This is a genomic window from Marinifilum caeruleilacunae (assembly GCF_013141825.1).
GTDB classification, from domain to species: Bacteria; Bacteroidota; Bacteroidia; order Bacteroidales; family Marinifilaceae; genus Marinifilum; species Marinifilum caeruleilacunae.
Genome location: NZ_RZNH01000004.1, coordinates 192,921 through 210,131, shown reverse-complemented (window position 1 = coordinate 210,131; position 17,211 = coordinate 192,921). Strand labels below are relative to the sequence as shown.

General features: G+C 36.0%; 12 protein-coding genes. 8 read left to right on the top strand and 4 right to left on the bottom strand.

Annotation, left to right across the window (positions count from 1 at the left end):
• The 4 genes from ELS83_RS04635 to bamJ form a co-directional block, all read right to left on the bottom strand.
• The coding region (locus ELS83_RS04635; RefSeq protein ID WP_171594358.1) for a cytochrome b N-terminal domain-containing protein at positions 1-485 on the bottom strand (485 nt) is incomplete at its 3' end.
• A 253-nt stretch (positions 486-738) separates the two neighbouring features.
• Positions 739-2,769, bottom strand: a complete 2,031-nt coding sequence (locus ELS83_RS04630; RefSeq protein WP_171594357.1) for a carboxypeptidase-like regulatory domain-containing protein — start codon at positions 2,767-2,769, stop codon at positions 739-741.
• 2 nt (positions 2,770-2,771) lie between these two features.
• The gene (locus ELS83_RS04625) at positions 2,772-3,161 is read right to left on the bottom strand and encodes a BlaI/MecI/CopY family transcriptional regulator (protein WP_216616371.1); all 390 of its coding nucleotides are present in this window, start codon (positions 3,159-3,161) and stop codon (positions 2,772-2,774) included.
• Positions 3,162-3,410: 249 nt separating this feature from the next.
• Positions 3,411-4,235: a BamJ family beta-barrel-assembly machinery protein gene (bamJ, locus tag ELS83_RS04620; protein ID WP_171594356.1), complete on the bottom strand. Its 825-nt coding sequence runs from the start codon at positions 4,233-4,235 to the stop codon at positions 3,411-3,413.
• A 340-nt stretch (positions 4,236-4,575) separates the two neighbouring features.
• Here bamJ and ELS83_RS04615 point away from each other — a divergent pair, with 340 nt between their 5' ends.
• From ELS83_RS04615 to ELS83_RS04580, 8 genes are all read left to right on the top strand, one after another.
• Positions 4,576-5,277, top strand: a complete 702-nt coding sequence (locus tag ELS83_RS04615) for an HAD family hydrolase (RefSeq protein WP_171594355.1) — start codon at positions 4,576-4,578, stop codon at positions 5,275-5,277.
• Positions 5,278-5,294: 17 nt separating this feature from the next.
• A complete protein-coding gene (locus tag ELS83_RS04610) occupies positions 5,295-6,035 on the top strand; it encodes a metallophosphoesterase family protein (RefSeq protein WP_171594354.1) in 741 nt (246 codons plus the stop codon).
• A gap of 45 nt (positions 6,036-6,080) precedes the next feature.
• The gene (locus ELS83_RS04605; protein ID WP_171594353.1) at positions 6,081-8,162 is read left to right on the top strand and encodes a M48 family metalloprotease; all 2,082 of its coding nucleotides are present in this window, start codon (positions 6,081-6,083) and stop codon (positions 8,160-8,162) included.
• Positions 8,163-8,184: 22 nt separating this feature from the next.
• Positions 8,185-8,616: an SRPBCC family protein gene (locus ELS83_RS04600; RefSeq protein WP_171594352.1), complete on the top strand. Its 432-nt coding sequence runs from the start codon at positions 8,185-8,187 to the stop codon at positions 8,614-8,616.
• Positions 8,616-9,425 carry a hypothetical protein gene (locus ELS83_RS04595; protein ID WP_216616369.1) on the top strand — a complete coding sequence of 270 codons (810 nt, stop codon included), beginning with the start codon at positions 8,616-8,618 and terminating at the stop codon, positions 9,423-9,425. The genes ELS83_RS04600 and ELS83_RS04595 overlap by 1 nt, the downstream gene beginning before the upstream one ends.
• A 9-nt stretch (positions 9,426-9,434) precedes the next feature.
• Positions 9,435-9,881: a GNAT family N-acetyltransferase gene (locus ELS83_RS04590; protein ID WP_171594351.1), complete on the top strand. Its 447-nt coding sequence runs from the start codon at positions 9,435-9,437 to the stop codon at positions 9,879-9,881.
• Positions 9,882-10,896: 1,015 nt separating this feature from the next.
• Positions 10,897-13,965, top strand: coding sequence for an ATP-binding cassette domain-containing protein (locus tag ELS83_RS04585; RefSeq protein WP_171594350.1), 3,069 nt, complete (start codon positions 10,897-10,899; stop codon positions 13,963-13,965).
• Between the two features lie 208 nt (positions 13,966-14,173).
• A complete protein-coding gene (locus tag ELS83_RS04580; RefSeq protein WP_171594349.1) occupies positions 14,174-17,194 on the top strand; it encodes a GH92 family glycosyl hydrolase in 3,021 nt (1,006 codons plus the stop codon).
• Positions 17,195-17,211: the final 17 nt, after the last annotated feature.

Below are 17,211 nucleotides of genomic sequence, written 5' to 3'. Positions count from 1 at the left end.
GGAATGTATTCAACAATCTGCGTAATAACAGTTACGGCCCAATAGGCTAACTGGTCCCATGGTAAAAGGTATCCTGTAAAGCTTGATGCCAAAACAAGGAAGAACAATAACAAGCCATAAGTCCAGTTTTCGGCCCTTTTCTGAAAAATACTTTGCGAATAATATACCCGAATTAAGTGCAGAAAAGATACTACCACCATTAGCTTTGCCGCCAGGTGATGCAAGTTCCTGATAAACTGACCAAAAATGGTATTGTTTTTTAATCCAAGGATAGAATCGTAAGCATGTTCAACGGTTGGAATGTACGAGAAGCGCAGAATTAATCCGGTTAAGGAAATGATAACAAAGAGCAAAGCAAGAATACCGCCCAAACCAAAGGTTCTATTGAATTTGATGGCTCTGCTATCAATCTTTTTTGGGTGAAGATGTAGCACAAACTTTTCAAGAGACGAGGCTACTCTTTGTGCATCCTGCTTATTTGTCATTCTTTGATTTTAAATTTGATGTTTGGCTACAAAGAAAGCTAAAATGATGCTAAATGAAAAAAAGTTAAAAGGTCAAAAGGTAGGCACAGTTATGTTCGGAAGATTCTAAGAGCTTAAAAATCAAAAAAAAACGGATAGTCAAAAAATAAGCTATAAGAAATAGGAGGTGAAGCTTACTTAAGTACTTTCATTTTGGACTTCAATAGTACATAGAATAAAAAAGGGATACCTGCGGCATCCCTTTTTTGTAGAATTATTCGAAATTAATTTCCATGGCGAAATCCACGTTTACTTTCTTGCCTCGCTGAGAACCTGGTTTCCAGTATTCCATTTTCGAAGCAATAATTTGAGCAGCTTCGGCCGCTACTTTATTCGATTGCTTAAGAATTTGAATATTGCTTACTTCCCCTTTAGGAGTAATGGTAAAACCAACGGTTGCATTTCCTTTCAGCTTTTTTCCTTCGAAGAAAAAGTTCTCCTTGATTCTGGCAGATTGTTTTTTCACATGCTGTGCAAGACCATAAAATCCTTGTGGATATTCCGGCAGTTCTTCAACAATATAGAAAACAGGTTCATCCGATTTTTTAGTCTTCATTTTTGGAGCTGGTGGTGGTGGTGGCGGAGGTGGCATATCACCAGCCTTTTTAAGCTCATCGGCCGAAATGCCAATTACTTCGCGTTTCATGGTGAAATTTACATTGTTTAGACCTTCTTTAAAGTCCTCCATACTTAGAATCGATCTATAGCCTACAAATGATGCAATAAGTGTAAGTTTCTTCACATTCTTTACCTCAATTTCGTAATTCCCATCCCAATCGGAAACTGTACCAATTGTAGTACCTTTTACAATTATGGATGCTCCTGGCATTGGTTTGCCATCTTCACTCTTTACAGTTCCTGATATTTTATACACTTTTTGTTTTTCGTTGGTATCCTCAGGATTTAAGGCTTTTAAAATGAAATCGTGTTTCCAGTCAGCACCTTTTGTAGAATTTAATGTCAGTGTATTTGCCACAACTTCGTATCCAGGATGTGTTGCAATAATTCCAAATTCACCTTCAGAAGGAAGTTCAAATTCATACTTGCCTTTCGCATCGGTAATTGTTCCGGTGTTAGAGCCTTTAAGAATAATAGACGCACCTTCAATTGGCTTGCCATTATTATCCTTCACAACTCCTCTAAGCTTTGTTTTTGAAGATTTAATGAGTTTCTCACCTTCGCCCTGAGTTTTTACTTTCTTCTCGGGAGTTGAATTTGAAATTCCTTTCACAGGTTGAGCATTTTCCTTACTAATTGTGTTTACCTTGAGCGGAAGTTCTGAATTTACAGGGTCAACATTTGTTACATCATCAATGCTTACTTCTGCTATGCTTTCTTTTTTCGCTTCTTCCTGAACTTGTACTTTATATTCAGGCTGAGCAAAAGAGTACATCAATACTGCCAATACCGGCAGCAGCCAAATCATTCGATACAATTTGCGTTTCGAAGTTTTTTCTTTCGTCATCATTTTAAATCGGGTTGGGCCGAGGGCAAAATTCAGATGATTGGCCAAGCCAATAACCTTTGTGCCCATTAGCTGGTTAATTAATATAGCCTGATACCTGACTGGTGATTGGCCCCGGGATAATACACCTTTGTCGGCCAGGTATTCATGGTTTTGTTTAATTGCACGTTCAAACAGCCAAATAAATGGGTTGAACCAAAAAAACACTGTTAACAGCTCTATAATGAACAAATCGATCCAATGACGCTCCTGAATGTGCACTTTTTCGTGAGCTAAAATGTCATTAATTTCGTTTTGCTTAAAATATTCTGGGTGAATTAAAATCCTGTTAAAGAATGAGAAAGGCATTTTGTAAACTGTATTCTCATGCAACAGGTATTCGTCTATTTTTTTTGCTTTTGTTTTAAAAATGATTTGAATAGGTTTCCACGATTGAATAATGAGTCGCAGCAAAACCATTATCAAACCCAATAGATAAATTGCAAGGCCAATGTTCCACATGTTGAATTGCACTTCTTCCTCCTGTGGAGTGATTGTGCTTGAAATATTGCGTTGAAACTGGTCTGCAAATTCAGAACTTTGCATCACCTGGGGTGCAGTCATTAGCACTTCGTAACGTACGGGAAATGCAGCACAAATTACTGCCAAAAGTACACTAGCCAAAAGGAAAAAACGATTGGCCTTAAAGTGAGTCATATTGCGCAATAGCAACCAATATAATGCATACATGATGCTTATACTGACTGATGCTTTCAATAAAAAGTCAAAATAAACATTCATAACTATTCATTTTTATTAAAATCTTGTTTCATCTCCTCTTCGGCTTGTTTCATGATATTTTCCAAATCGGATATATCCAAATCGTTTTCTTTGGCAAAAAAGCTAGCCATTTTTGGAAACGAGCCATTAAAGTAATTTCTTAAGAGAGAACTAAACTGAACTTTTGTATAATCGGTTTTACTTACCTGTGGCGTAAACAATTTTGTGTTTCCAATTTTACGATGTTTCACAAATCCTTTCTTTTCCAACACGCTTAATACTGTGGCAACTGTGGTATATGCTGGCTTCGCATCTTTAAAGTTTTCGATAACTTCTTTCACAGTTCCTTCTTGTAACTGCCACAAAATCTGCATGATCTGCTCTTCTGCTTTGGTAAGTGATTTAATATCCATAGACGATTTCGATTATAATTCTACTACAAATATAGTAGAATGATTTTTAAATCCTACTATATTTGTAGTAAAAGTTCTAAGATAATAGTAAGATGAATGTGGAAAGGCCGAAAAGTTGAAGAGTCGAAGAGTTGTAAATTAATTGTTTTGAAGGGAAGGATGGTGTGGCAAAGATCAAATCATTACAAATTATTCATTAAAAAAGGGATACCAATTGGCATCCCTTTATCAAACAGTATAGTTTGAGTATTATTTTTTATTTGGAATTACCTCAACCAGGTTGACATCGAAAATCAAAGTTTCATTTGGACCAATGATGTCTCTGCTGCCTCTTTCTCCATAAGCCAAATCGCCAGGAACGTATAATCTCCATTCCGAACCTTCAGGCATAAGTGTCAAAGCTTCTTTCCATCCTTTAATTACTGCATTTACACCAAAACTTGTAGTATCGCCACGTTCTTTGGCACTATCGAAAACCGTTCCATCCAATAAGGTACCATGGTAAACACATTTTACTCTATCTCTTGCTCCTGGTTTAGGACCATTACCTTCTTTGATGATTTCGTATTGTAATCCACTTTCTGTTTCGAAAACTCCTTCTCTCGCTTTATTTTCCTCTAAAAACTTACGCCCTTTTTCAAGATTTGCTTTTCCTTTTTCTTTTTTGATTGAATCTCTTACTGCTTTATTCTTCTCAAAAATCTTTCTTAAATAGATATCAGCGCTCATTTCTGAGAAATAGGATTTTCCATAGGCTAACTCATTCAAGAATCCTTTGTAAAAAGCTTCTTCGTTAATTTCATTAAATTGATTATTTCTGAATTGGGTATATCGTTCCGATAATTTGGTTTTTGCAATGGCTTTTGCAAAGTGCATATAGGCCGTAGAGTCCATTTCAAAAGGAACTTGATTGAAGTTCTTCTTAAAATTACCAGCCTCGATGTATCCAAGTGCATAGCTCACGCTATCAACACTGTTCGCAAATTTCATTTTTCCTGATCTTGGCACTTTCTTACATGCACTAAAACTTACAATAAGAGCTAAAAGAGCAATTATAAGACTACTTCTTTTCATCAATAACAATTTATAGGGATTAATACTTGATTGATTTTGGCTGTAAAACAAGAGCCACTCAACTAGGCCTTTTTACAACCGAAGCGAATTTACAATTTTGAAGTAAAAAATGAAAATGCTTTTGTGGAATGATTCATAAAATGTAAAACTTATTTATAATAATTCTTCCAAAAGTTTGATAATATGATAGGATTAAATCGATACGAATTGGTAAATTTAAAGCTTAGCTGCAGAATTTATTCAGTACAATTTATTGAGGAATTTTTACCATTTGAATGAACGATATTCTGTAGCATGCGAATCGATTAATTACTAAAAAATATAATAAGACTTGAATTGTATGAAGGTTGATGCTGTACTTTGGGATTACGACGGAACTTTGGTGAACTCGGTTCCCAAAAATATTGATACCACCAAACAAATTATATCGCTTGTAGCTCCACGCTTAAGTTTCGACAATTTACCTGTTTGTTTGCAAAGCGAAGAGGCATACCATATTGCAAACCACCAGGCAAAAAACTGGCAAGATTTGTATGTGAATTATTATGGAATGACAGAGGAAGAAATGTTAAAAGCCGGACCTCTATGGACTGAATTTCAATTGAAAAATACAACCCCGGTAGAATTGTTTCCTGATATTCGACATACAATTCATTCTATTGATTTGCCACAGGGGATATGCTCTCAAAATTCTTCGGAGAATATCATACAAGTGTTAAAAAAGAATCAAATTTCAACGAAAATGAATGCTGTTGTTGGTTATGATGATGTTCCGGATCATATGCAAAAACCTAAACCATATGGAGGAATTAAATGTTTGGAACAGATTTATGAATCGTTATTGGATAAAACCATAGTTTATGTTGGAGATCATGAAGGAGATGTAGAATTTGCAAGGAATATTGAAAGTGAATTGAACCATAACAGTAAAGTAATCGCAGTAACTGCGATGTATAGTGGCGCAAATACCAGAAATTGGAATTACCAACCCGATTTTGAAATTTCCGGACCTGCTGAATTGTTGGAAATACTAAAATATTAAACGCGAATAGTTTTATTATGAAATTGAAACAGATTGCATTTATTTCAGATATTCATGGAAATTCTGAAGCCCTAAGAGTTGTTCTACAGAATATTCAATCACGAGGAATCGAAAGTATTATCAATTTGGGAGATAGCTTATATGGCCCTTTGGATCCCAAAGGGACATTTGATTTGTTGCAGGATTACCAGGTTCAGAGTATTTCTGGGAACCAGGATCGCTTTATTCTGGAAAATATAGACCAAGCGACCGATATACCTACTTTGGAGTTCACAAAATCGCAAATGAATACGGTAATGACTGAGTGGTTACGATCATTGCCTTTTAGTTTGAAGCTTAATCAAATTTATTGTTGTCATGCAAGTCCGAACAGCGATTGTAACTACCTACTGGAAAAGCTTGATAAGAATGTAGTTTCGGTAAAAAATGTGAATGAATTGGATGAGATTTTGAAAGATATCCCACAACCAATTGTGTTTTGTGCTCATTCACATGTTTCGAAAGTGGTAAAAACAAAGTACAAAACCATAATCAATTGTGGAAGTGTTGGACTGCCGGCTTACGACGATGAATTGCCAATTTATCACAAAATGGAAAGTTTAAATCCAATGACTAAATATGTTATCATCAGTCTGGACGGAGAAACTTTCCAGATAGAACAGGTAAGCCTTTCTTATAATTATGAAGAAGCAGCCCTATTGGCAGAAAAAAATAACAGACCCGACTGGGCTAAGTGGATTAGGAATGGTAGGGTGTAAAGATAGAATTCTATTAAAAATTATTCAAAACGATATAGACATTAAATGAAAATGATAAAAGATCAAGTTAAATTATCCAAAGAGTTTAAGGCTCAAACAACCAAAGCAATATTATCCATTCTATTTTTCACGATCACTTATATTCTCATATTGGTACTCGCATTAGGCATAACAGCTTTATGCGTATTTGGAGGTGTGATTCTTATAATTACACTGCCTAAGTTTATCACTTTGGCCTTGGGAGTTGGATTGGCTAGTTTGGGTTTTTTGATTCTAATTTTTCTTTTGAAATTTATGTTTAAATCAAATAAGGTTGATTTAACTCATTTAAGAGAAATAAAGAAAGAAGACGAACCTAATCTCTTTAAATTGATCGAGGAAATTGTTCATGAAGTTGATACACAATTTCCTAAAAAAGTTTATATGTCATCCAATGTAAATGCTTCTGTGTTTTATAATTCCAGTTTCTGGAGCATGTTTTTGCCTGTAAGAAAAAACCTACAGATAGGTATGGGATTAATGAATACAGTAAGCACAGAGGAATTGAAGGCAATTCTTTCACATGAATTTGGACACTTTTCTCAAAAAACCATGAAAGTTGGCAGCTATGTGTACAATGTGAATAGAGTGATTTATAATATGTTATATGACAACGAATCTTATGATCGACTTGTTGAATCCTGGGCTAATATAAGTGGTTATTTTTCCATTTTTGTTGTTATCGCTGCTACGGTTAATAAAGGCATTCAATGGATTCTAAGAAAACTCTATAATGTGGTTAATAAAAGTTACATGGGATTGTCAAGAGAAATGGAATTTCATGCCGATGAAATTGCTGTAAATGTTACAGGATATGAACCATTGAAGAGCTCTCTTCTGCGCTTTTCTCTTGCAGATTACGCTTTAAATTCTGTTATGAATTTCTATCAGGGAAAGTATGAGAACAATTTGAAAAGCAGAAATATTTTTAAGGAACAATCATTTGTTATGAGCTTTTTAGCAGAAAATGATAAAATAAAGATGATTGGAGATTTTCCAGAAGTAGAAATTGAGGATTTAAATAAGTTCAATAAATCGAAATTAGTCATTAAAGATCAATGGGCATCACATCCCAGTGTTGAAGATAGAATCGAGCGAATAGTTTCAACAAACTTAAATTCGAAAAAACATGATGGTTCACCGGCAGTAGGCATATTAAAGAATTATGAGAATTTGCAAGTTTCTTTAACTCAGGAGGTGTTTTCTGAGATCGAATTTAAGGACCAGCCATCACATTTGGATTTTGAAGATTTTCGTAAGGCATTTGTTGAAGCTTATTTGAATAACACTTTTGCTGAAATTTATCAAGGTTATTATGATACGAAAAATCCAGAATATTTTGATCTGGAGTTAGAAGATGATAGAGAAGAGATAATCTTAGATGATTTGTATAACGAAAAAAAATGCGATTTAATCTATAGGTATCATGCCTTAGTAAATGATATCGATGTTATTCAACAAATACATACTAGAACCATACCCATTAAATCATTCGACTACGATGGTGTAAAGTATGGTAGTAAACAGGCCATTGATTTGGTTGAAAAATTAATTTTAGAGAAGAAAGACTTGTATGATCAGATCATTGCAAATGATATTAAAATATTTCATTTTTTTAAGCAATTGGAAGAGTCTTTGAACCGAACAAGCTTGATCGGGAAACTTTATTCAGATTTTTTTGAATATGATAAAATATACGATAGAAAATACACTGTTTATGAACGATTGTTGGAAGGTCTTAACTTCACGAATTTTGTAACACCATTTGATAAGATTCGAGAGAATTTCAGGAAAATATACAAGTTGGAACTTGATTTAAAAAGAGAGGTAAAAGATGTACTGGATGATTCAAAATACCAAGAGGAAATTAGTGATGAAATGAGATCAAATTTTGAATTGTATTTGTCAAAAGATTGGCAGTACTTTCGAGAGGAGAGCTATTTGGAGGATAACCTGGCTATACTCTTTGCAACGATTAATGATTATGGATACCTAATATCAAGGGGCTATTTTATCACAAAAAAAGAATTACTCGATTATCAGGTACACTTGCTTCAGGAGAGCTCAGTGGTGAATGAAGAAATGTAAATTGATAATAAAAATGAATGATATGAAAGAGAATACAACACCAATAATTACAGAACAAGTTTTTGCAAAAAATAAAGATGAGGTTTGGAAAGCCATTAGCGATCCGAATGAAATGAGACAATGGTTTTTTGAAGATATGCCTGACCACAAAGCTGAAGTTGGATTTAGTACGAAGTTTAACGTAGATGCAGGAGAAAGACAGTTTATGCATTTGTGGGAAATCACGGAAGTGGTTTTGGGTGAGAAATTGGTTTGCAAATGGGAATATGAAGGATACAATGGTGTTGCTTTTGTAAGCTATGAATTATTCGAAGAAGGTGAAGGATGCAAAATAAGAGTTACAGCCACGGGTATCGAAAGCTTTCCTGGTGATATTCCAGAGTTCAGAAGAGAAAGCTGCGAAGGAGGTTGGAACTATTTTATCAATCAAAGATTAAAAGCGTATTTGGATTAATGATGAGGAAATTGCTTACATATTTTGGTCATTTACTGGCATTTCTTTTTCTGACAATCCTTTCTCAGGTGGGAGGATTGGTTTACATCACTAGTATGTTGGTGAGTAGAAAAATCAAAGCTGTTTTTCCTACGAAAAGATTTATCGTTTTTATGCTCTTGTATGCTTTTACAAGTATTTTGATTGTTCCCTTTGTGGCTCCTTGGTTTGGCAGGGAAAAGATTGAGAATAATTCCAATTTACAGGCAGTTTCTTATGCAACAATTCTACTCAACAGAAACTATGTGAGTGTGGAAACACAAGCTTTTATGCAAGCAGTTTCAGGACAGTTGCACAAAGAGCATCCTGAAATTGAAGCACGATACCTGGATGCATGTTTTCCATTTTGGGATGGTTTCCCTTTATTTCCTCATTTAAGTCATAACGATGGCTGTAAAATAGATTTTAGTTTGGTGTATGAGAATGGTAAAGGACAAATTATAAATCAAAGTAAGTCGATTAGTGGTTATGGTGTTTTCGAAGATGCCAGAAAAGGAGAAGTTGATCAGTGTAAATTGTGCCAGGAGCAAGGGTATTTTCAATATGATTATCCAAAATATTTAACATTTGGGAGGATCAATCAGGAACTGAAATTCTCTGAAAAAGGAACAAAAGTTTTAATTGATGCAATTCTCGCGCAAGCTTCCATGACCAAAATGTTTATTGAGCCACATTTAAAACAAAGGCTAAAAATAAGTGACGAAAGGGTTCGATTTCATGGCTGTAGGTCAGTTAGGCACGATGATCATATTCATGTTCAAATCAATTAATTTTTTATCATGAAAACCATTCGTACAAATTCCAGGAATAACGATTTTATCGCATTGGTTCAGGAACTGGATGCCGACCTGGCCATTCGCGATGGTGATGAACATGCTTTTTATGCCCAATTCAATACCATCGATCATTTGAATCATGTATTGGTTTTGTACCTGGAAGAACAGCCTGTGGGCTGCGGTGCAATTAAAGAATACGACACTGCTGTAATGGAAATCAAAAGAATGTATGTGAAGCCTGATTTTAGAGGACAGGTTTTGGCAACAAAAATTTTAATGGAACTGGAAATCTGGGCAAAAGAACTGGGTGCAGAGAAATGCATTCTTGAAACTGGTTTAAAGCAACCTGAAGCCATAGCTTTGTATCTGAAAAACCAATATTATCGCATTTCCAACTATGGTCAATATCAGGCTGTTGAAAATAGTGTTTGTTTCGAAAAAAAGCTATAAAAAAATCCGGGTCCCCACCCGGATTTCAATCTAACCACTAAATGTAACCTAAATCACTAATCTATGAAAAAAAACTCCTAAGGTTTTTTCTACATTACAAATATAGGATGCACACAGGTTAAGGACATTAAACGTGTGTTAATTAAATCTAATTTCTTTGTGTTTGATTTATACATAGAAAAATCCCGAACTCTCAAGCCCGGGATTCTCTCTAACCACTATTTACTAATCTAAATCTAATCTTGAAAAAACTTTCTCTGTTTTGTACTTTACAAATGTAGCATGTGAATGTGCTAAATGCTTTGAACAAAAGTTAATGAAACTTAAAAGTTGGGGTTTTGGTACTATTTTATATCACCCCTTCGTCTGTCAGCACTTCCCCTAAAAAGGGAAGCATAAATGTTAAAGTTTGCTGAAAATTACGGGCTGTTTCCCTGTGAGGAAAACTGTCGAAAGACTAAAGGGTGATTTGAATCAATGGTTCCTAATGTAGTGACAATTGGTTAAGGTAACTTAAAAGCGTTGAAAATTTAGTATTTCATACTTCGGTGCTCTACACCTAATTTAAAAGACAAGCCTTTGTTTTTATAAATACTTCGCAGCCCTGCTGCTTTAGCTGAGAGCGGATTGCCTAAAAAGAAAAATCCCGAACGGGCGTCCGGGATTCTCTCTAACCACTAATTACTAACCTAAATCTTTAATCTATGAAAATACTATCTTTTGTAGTACATTACAAAGGTATGGCAAGATTTGGTTAAGACCTGAAAATAAGTGTTAAAAAACCTTAAAGCAGCTTGATCTTCAGTGCGATAGCCTTAAATAAAAGAGCTGTATGTCTTTATTGGCGCGGTGTTCAGAAGTTTCAATAAAAAATAAAAAAAAGATGTTGATTTTAAGGACAATAAAGAATCTATGATCTAATTGTAAATTTCTACAGATTTAAAGGTTTCCATAGCTCATTTTATTTATCTAAATTAGGCCTTGTCAAAACCAAAACCAATTCCAAACCTAAACCATGAATGAATCTTTACTGAAAGCTTTAATGCAACTATTTGCCATTATTGTAGATGAGCAAAAGTTGGGATTTGAAACTGCTGCAAGAGATGTTGTAGAGGTGTGGCTTCAGAAACAATTCAGTAAAGAGTGGACAGAGAAATACCTGGAAGATTTTGATCGATATTTGAAAGATTCTCATTGCGATGAAACAGGTGAGGTTTGCTTTATTAACAAGCATCCGCAGGTGCAGCATGTTTGTGAGAAGTTGGTGGAAGAAGTGGAGCAGGAGCAAAAAGTTTGGATCATGCTCCAACTGTTAGAATTTATCGATGAAACAGAATACACGGGTCACGATGAGCTGGATTTGGTGAAGACAGTTTCCAAAACCTTTAACATTCCCAAAAAAGAATTTGAGTTAAGTCGACAATTTATTATAGGCGATGAACTTTCGATTCCTTTCAACGAGCACCTGCTATTGATTGATAATAATGAGGAGTGGACACATGAGGTAGTTCGACATATTCATAGTGAAAAATTGAGAGGACGAATTTTTATACTCCACCTGGAAAGTACCAATACCTTCCTGATGAAGTATTTTGGAGAATACAACCTCTTTTTGAATGGACATAACATTAAGGTCGATAGAGCTTATCTATTGTCTTATGGATCGGTAATCAGGTCTCATCGAATCGATCCGATTTATTACTCACAGATTTCTTCGATTTTTATCGAGAAAAAGAATTTGAGCGACCTGCAATTCGTTGCCAAAAATATAGAATTTAAATTTCCAGGATCCAATAATGGGATTCATCCGGTAAGTTTAGAAATGAATTCGGGACAGTTAGTTGGTATTATGGGAGGTTCGGGAACAGGAAAATCTACCTTGTTGAATGTGCTGAACGGGAATTTGTCTTTGCGACAAGGAAACATATACATTAATGGTTACGATCTTCATCTTGACAAAGAAAAATTGCAAGGTGTTATTGGTTATGTGCCCCAGGATGATTTGCTGGTTGAGGAACTTACCGTTTACGAAAACCTCTATTTTAATGCAAAACTTTGCTTCGATGATACTTCAGACGAGAAAATTGAAGAGATTATAGACAAAACCATTGAAGATTTTGATTTGGTTGAGGCCAGGGATCTTAAAGTTGGAGATCCGATTAATAAAGTTTTGAGTGGAGGACAAAGAAAGCGTTTGAATATTGCCCTGGAGCTGATGCGTGAGCCGTCGGTACTTTTGGTGGACGAGCCAACATCAGGTTTGTCGAGCATGGATTCCGAAAAGGTAATGCTTTTACTGAAACGACAAGTTTTAAAAGGCAAGTTGGTGATTTGTAATATTCATCAACCGTCATCAGATATTTTTAAGCTATTGGATAAACTAGTCATGATGGATCAGGGAGGAAAAGTGATCTATTTTGGAAATCCGATTGATGCGGTAGTGTACTTTAAAACGCAGTCGCACTACGTAAAGGCCGATGAAAGCGAATGCCTAACCTGTGGTAATGTAAACTCGGAGCAGATTTTACGAATTATCGAAGCCCGTATGATGAATGAGTATGGCAAGCAAATTCGTAAACGAAAACGCAGTTCCGATGAATGGTATGATCTGTATAAAGAGAATATCGAAAAGAAAAATAAAGTCCGTGAGCCACGAAGAAAAAAGTTAATCCCACAAAATTTCTTTAGCATTCCGAAGCGATGGGATCAGTTAAAGATTTACCTGTCGAGAGATATTAAATCGAAGCTGAGTAACAGGCAATACATGCTGATTACTTTGTTGGAAGCACCTTTGCTGGCAGTTATCTTAGGCTATTTTACCAAGTATATTAGTGGTACCGATGCCGATCACATGGCCTATGTATTCTCAAAAAATGAGAACATACCATCTTTTATATTCATGGCTGTTGTTGTGGCTTTGTTTTTAGGCTTAATTATATCTGCGGAGGAGATATTGCACGACAGGCGCATGATGAAACGTGAACAATTTCTAAATTTGAGCCGATCGAGCTACCTAAATTCAAAAGTGATTGTACTCCTGGTAATTTCGGCCATTCAAACTTTCCTTTTTGTGATATTGGCCAATTCAATTCTGGAAATTAAAGGATTAACCTGGGAATACTGGTTGATATTATATACAGCTTCGGCTTGTGCCAATCTAATTGGTTTGAATTTATCTGCCGGATTGAATTCTGTAGTAGCTGTTTACGTATCCATTCCGTTTATTTTGGTGCCACAACTGCTCTTCTCTGGAGTGATTGTAAATTTTAATAAACTTCACCCGGCAATCACATCGCAAAAATATGTGCCCATTGTTGGTGATTTAATGACTTCGCGTTGGGCCTATGAAGCACTGGTTGTTGAACAATTTAGTAATAACGAATTCGAAAAACAGTTCTTCTCCTTCGAACAGGCAATGAGCGAATCATCTTTCAGGTCTTCTTTTCTGATTCCGGAAATACAGGAGAATTACAAAGCCTGGCTTAAAACCAATAATGACAAACATTACCGCATATTTAAAAATGAACTGCTAAAACTCTCGGATGTATACAATTTCCCTACACACATCGAGTTTACAAAAAAGATGCTGAAAGATTCCTCAGAAACAGTAAATATGTGGCTCGAACAAGTGAAACAAGCAGGTTGGAAAGAGTACAATAGTCAATCTGGTTTGAGAGATAAGATTTACGGTGATATGATTGATGAGCTAGGGGATCGTAAAAAGATGATTGATTTCAAAAATTCATACCATAACGAGGCAATAGAACAAATTGCTTTAAACAGAAGAGAACTCAATAAGTTGATTAGGTATGAAGATGAACTGATACAATTAAAAGACCCGGTATTTCAAACTCCCAATAGTACAAATGGGCGAGCACACCTGTTTGCTTCTCAAAAGCGACTGGGTAATTACCTGATCGATACATTCTGGTTCAATGTGATCATTATTTGGCTCACCACAATCATCTTCTACTTCTCGCTGTATTTTGATGTGCTTCGAAGATTCTTACTTCTTATTGAAATCCTATGGGTAACCATATTGCCTGAAGGAGACATCAGAATTAGAAGAAAACGTCAGAAATAATAAAATACTTTAGGGATTAATCTTGAATTAATCAAAAACTTAACCATGTAAGGCTTTATTTGTAGAGAAAGTGTAAAGTTTAATGTCGTTATAGTGTAAGCTTTTCTTGTCTCATGCAATAAATTAATCTGTTTTGTTGATTGTCAACAAATAGTTTTGTCTCGAGATTAAAGCAAGAATAAGTTTGATTGCCTAAAGTATTTTATTCATGAAGAGATTAATTCTAATTATCCTGTTTGTTGCATTTGTAGTTCCTAAACTTTTTGCACAAAACAAACAACTTATTCAATTCGTCGATCCAATGATTGGAACCGATGGACATGCTCATACATTTCCTGGGGCTACATTGCCTTTTGGTATGGTTCAGTTGAGTCCGAGTAACGATTTTAAAGCCTGGGACTGGTGTTCGGGCTATCATTATAGCGATTCAATTTTAAAAGGATTTGCTCATACCCACATTAGTGGGGCTGGTTTGGCAGGCTTAGGAGATATTTTGTTGATGCCCACCCTGGGAGAAACAAAAATTATTGCAGGAACAGAAGAAGATCCCGAAAGCGGATTTCGTTCACGTTTTTCGCACAAAAAGGAAGAAGCATCGCCAGGATACTATGCTGTGGTTTTGGATGATTACAATGTGAAGGTTGAATTAACCTGTAGTCCAAGAGTAGGATATCACAAGTATACTTTCAATACGGCCGGACAAGCTAATGTGATTCTTGATCCCACTCATAACATCATGGAAAATGTACAAGGAACTGAAATTGAATTCGTGTCGGATTCGGAAGTGAGGGGTTGGAAGCATTGTAATGGCGAAGGGGGAGACCGAAAAGTCTATTTTTATGCGCGCTTTTCAAAATCCTTCCAAAAAAATGGAGTAGCTATTGATGATGTGATTAAGGAATCGGCGAAAAAAGCTACTGACCGAAAAGTAAAAGGTTTTGTGAGTTTTGATGTTGAAAAAGGGGAAGAAGTGCTCGTGAAAGTGGCACTGTCTTTTGTAAGTTACGAAGGTGCAAAGGCAAATTTCGATGCTGAAGCGCAAGGTGTATCTTTCGACCATGTGCTAGAAAGTGCACAAGACATTTGGGAAGAGAAAATGAACAAGTTTCAGATCGAAACAGATAAATTATCCGATAAAAGAAATTTTTACACCGCAGTATATCACTCCATGATTTCTCCGAATTTAATTTCGGATGTAAGTGGAGAGTATATTGTGGAAGGAGAGAAATACCATTCAACATTTGATCAGTACAGTAACTTTTCTACCTGGGATACTTACAGGGCTGTTCACCCTTTGCTTTCTATTGTAGAGCACGATAAAACGGCTGATTTCATCAACTCGTTATCATCTAGATTTACCGATGCGAAAGTAGGTTTGCCGGTTTGGGAATGTTTGGGGCACGACAATGTATGTATGATTGGATACAGTACGGTTTCTGTAATGTCTGATGCCATCATGAAAGACATATCAGGAATAGATCAACAGACAGCATATGATGCCATGTATGCTGCGGCTTTTAACCTGGAAAAGCATAGCAATAGCTACGATGTTAACGGAATGAATTATTATATCGATATGGATTTTGTTCCTGCTGAAATTGGAAGTTCTGTATCGAAAACTACGGAGTACAATTATTACGATTGGTGCTTAAGCCAGGTGGCCAGAAAAATGAAAAAGTTAGATGATCTCCATCTATTTCAACAACGATCGAAAGGATACAGGAATTTATTTGATCAGCATACAGGATATCTATTGCCTAAACTGCAAAATGGCAAATTTGTACATGTAGATAAAACAAAGTGGGACGGATTGGTACATAATTATGTGTCAGGTAACATTTGGGGATACTCTTCTTATGTACCGCACGATATGGGCTACTTGATTCAGCTGCATGGTGGAAAAGAAAAGTTCGCATATTGGTTAGATGCCATCTTCGCAGATAATTCGAAAATTGGAGGATCGCAGCATGTTGATATTTCTGGTTTTATTGGGAAGTATGGTCATGGTGATGAGCCATCGCACCAAATGCCGTATTTGTATGTTCATGCCGGTCAGGCCTGGAAAAGCCAGAAGTTGGTAAGGGAAATTCTGTCGCGTTTTTATCATGATCATCCTGCCGGATTGGATAATAATGATGATTTAGGACAGATGTCTTCCTGGTATGTTTTTGGATCGCTTGGTTTTTATCCTGTTTGTCCGGGGAGTAACCAATATCAGATTGGATCGCCAGCTTATCAGAAGGCAAGTATAAATCTCGAGAATGGGAAAGTGTTTAGCGTGGTAGCCAATCACAATTCCGAGAAAAATGTTTACATCCAATCGGCCAGGTTAAATGGAAAAGAATTTAATAAAGCATTTATCACTTACGATCAGATTAAAAACGGGGGAGAGCTGGTTTTCGAAATGGGAAGTAAACCAAATCTTTCCTGGGGAACTGAAAGTTCTGATTTGAATGAGATGCAAGGAATGAAAGTGAGTCAAGCATACAAACTTCATGAAGAAAAGCAGGTCTTGATGCCCTACACCAATGATACAGCATTTAGTTTTGAAAAGAGTAAAACAATTCAATTACGATGTGGCACGAATGGAGCCGAGATTCGTTATACAACCGACGGATCTGAACCTGACTTAAGCTCCAAAAAATATCAAAGACCAATACATGTTCGAGATGATGTTAGGCTTAAGGCAATAGCTTTTAAAGAAGGTTTGAAAGCCAGTGGTGTATTAAATCTTCAATATTTTAAAGGATTGCCTTTTAATCCCCATACGGGATATCCAAAAATAAGTGTGGAAGGCGATAAAATTGGATATGGCAAGCAAACGGGAATACAGTTGATTGATGGAGGTTTTGGATCTACCACTTTTAATGATGGATTTTGGACCGGAATCGATTTGCATGATATGGATGTGGATATCGACCTGGGAGAATCAAAAGAAATTTCGGAAGTGAAAGCTGGAATTTTGATATACCCTGGGGCCTGGATTTTTAATCCGGATGAGGTTGAAATCTATGTTTCAAACGATCAGAAAAATTACCGCCTTGTGAAAACCAGAAGCCTGGAACCTGTAAAAGATGAAAGCCGATATGTGATCAGACCATCCATCAAATTTCCGAAAGTATCGTGCAGGTATCTGAAAGTAACATTTAAGAATGGTCCAATCCCCGATTGGCACATGGCAGGTGGCAGAAAGCATTGGATTTTTGTAGATGAGATATTAATCAACTAATCATTAATCCGTTTTCT

Bases quoted from the DNA above. Each gene is read 5' to 3' on its own strand.
- ELS83_RS04630 (WP_171594357.1), bottom strand. From the start codon at position 2,769: ATGAATGTTTATTTTGACTTTTTATTGAAAGCATCAGTCAGTATAAGC.
- ELS83_RS04625 (WP_216616371.1), bottom strand. From the start codon at position 3,161: ATGGATATTAAATCACTTACCAAAGCAGAAGAGCAGATCATGCAGATT.
- bamJ (WP_171594356.1), bottom strand. From the start codon at position 4,235: ATGAAAAGAAGTAGTCTTATAATTGCTCTTTTAGCTCTTATTGTAAGT.
- ELS83_RS04615 (WP_171594355.1), top strand. From the start codon at position 4,576: ATGAAGGTTGATGCTGTACTTTGGGATTACGACGGAACTTTGGTGAAC.
- ELS83_RS04610 (WP_171594354.1), top strand. From the start codon at position 5,295: ATGAAATTGAAACAGATTGCATTTATTTCAGATATTCATGGAAATTCT.
- ELS83_RS04605 (WP_171594353.1), top strand. From the start codon at position 6,081: ATGAAAATGATAAAAGATCAAGTTAAATTATCCAAAGAGTTTAAGGCT.
- ELS83_RS04600 (WP_171594352.1), top strand. From the start codon at position 8,185: ATGAAAGAGAATACAACACCAATAATTACAGAACAAGTTTTTGCAAAA.
- ELS83_RS04595 (WP_216616369.1), top strand. From the start codon at position 8,616: ATGATGAGGAAATTGCTTACATATTTTGGTCATTTACTGGCATTTCTT.
- ELS83_RS04590 (WP_171594351.1), top strand. From the start codon at position 9,435: ATGAAAACCATTCGTACAAATTCCAGGAATAACGATTTTATCGCATTG.
- ELS83_RS04585 (WP_171594350.1), top strand. From the start codon at position 10,897: ATGAATGAATCTTTACTGAAAGCTTTAATGCAACTATTTGCCATTATT.
- ELS83_RS04580 (WP_171594349.1), top strand. From the start codon at position 14,174: ATGAAGAGATTAATTCTAATTATCCTGTTTGTTGCATTTGTAGTTCCT.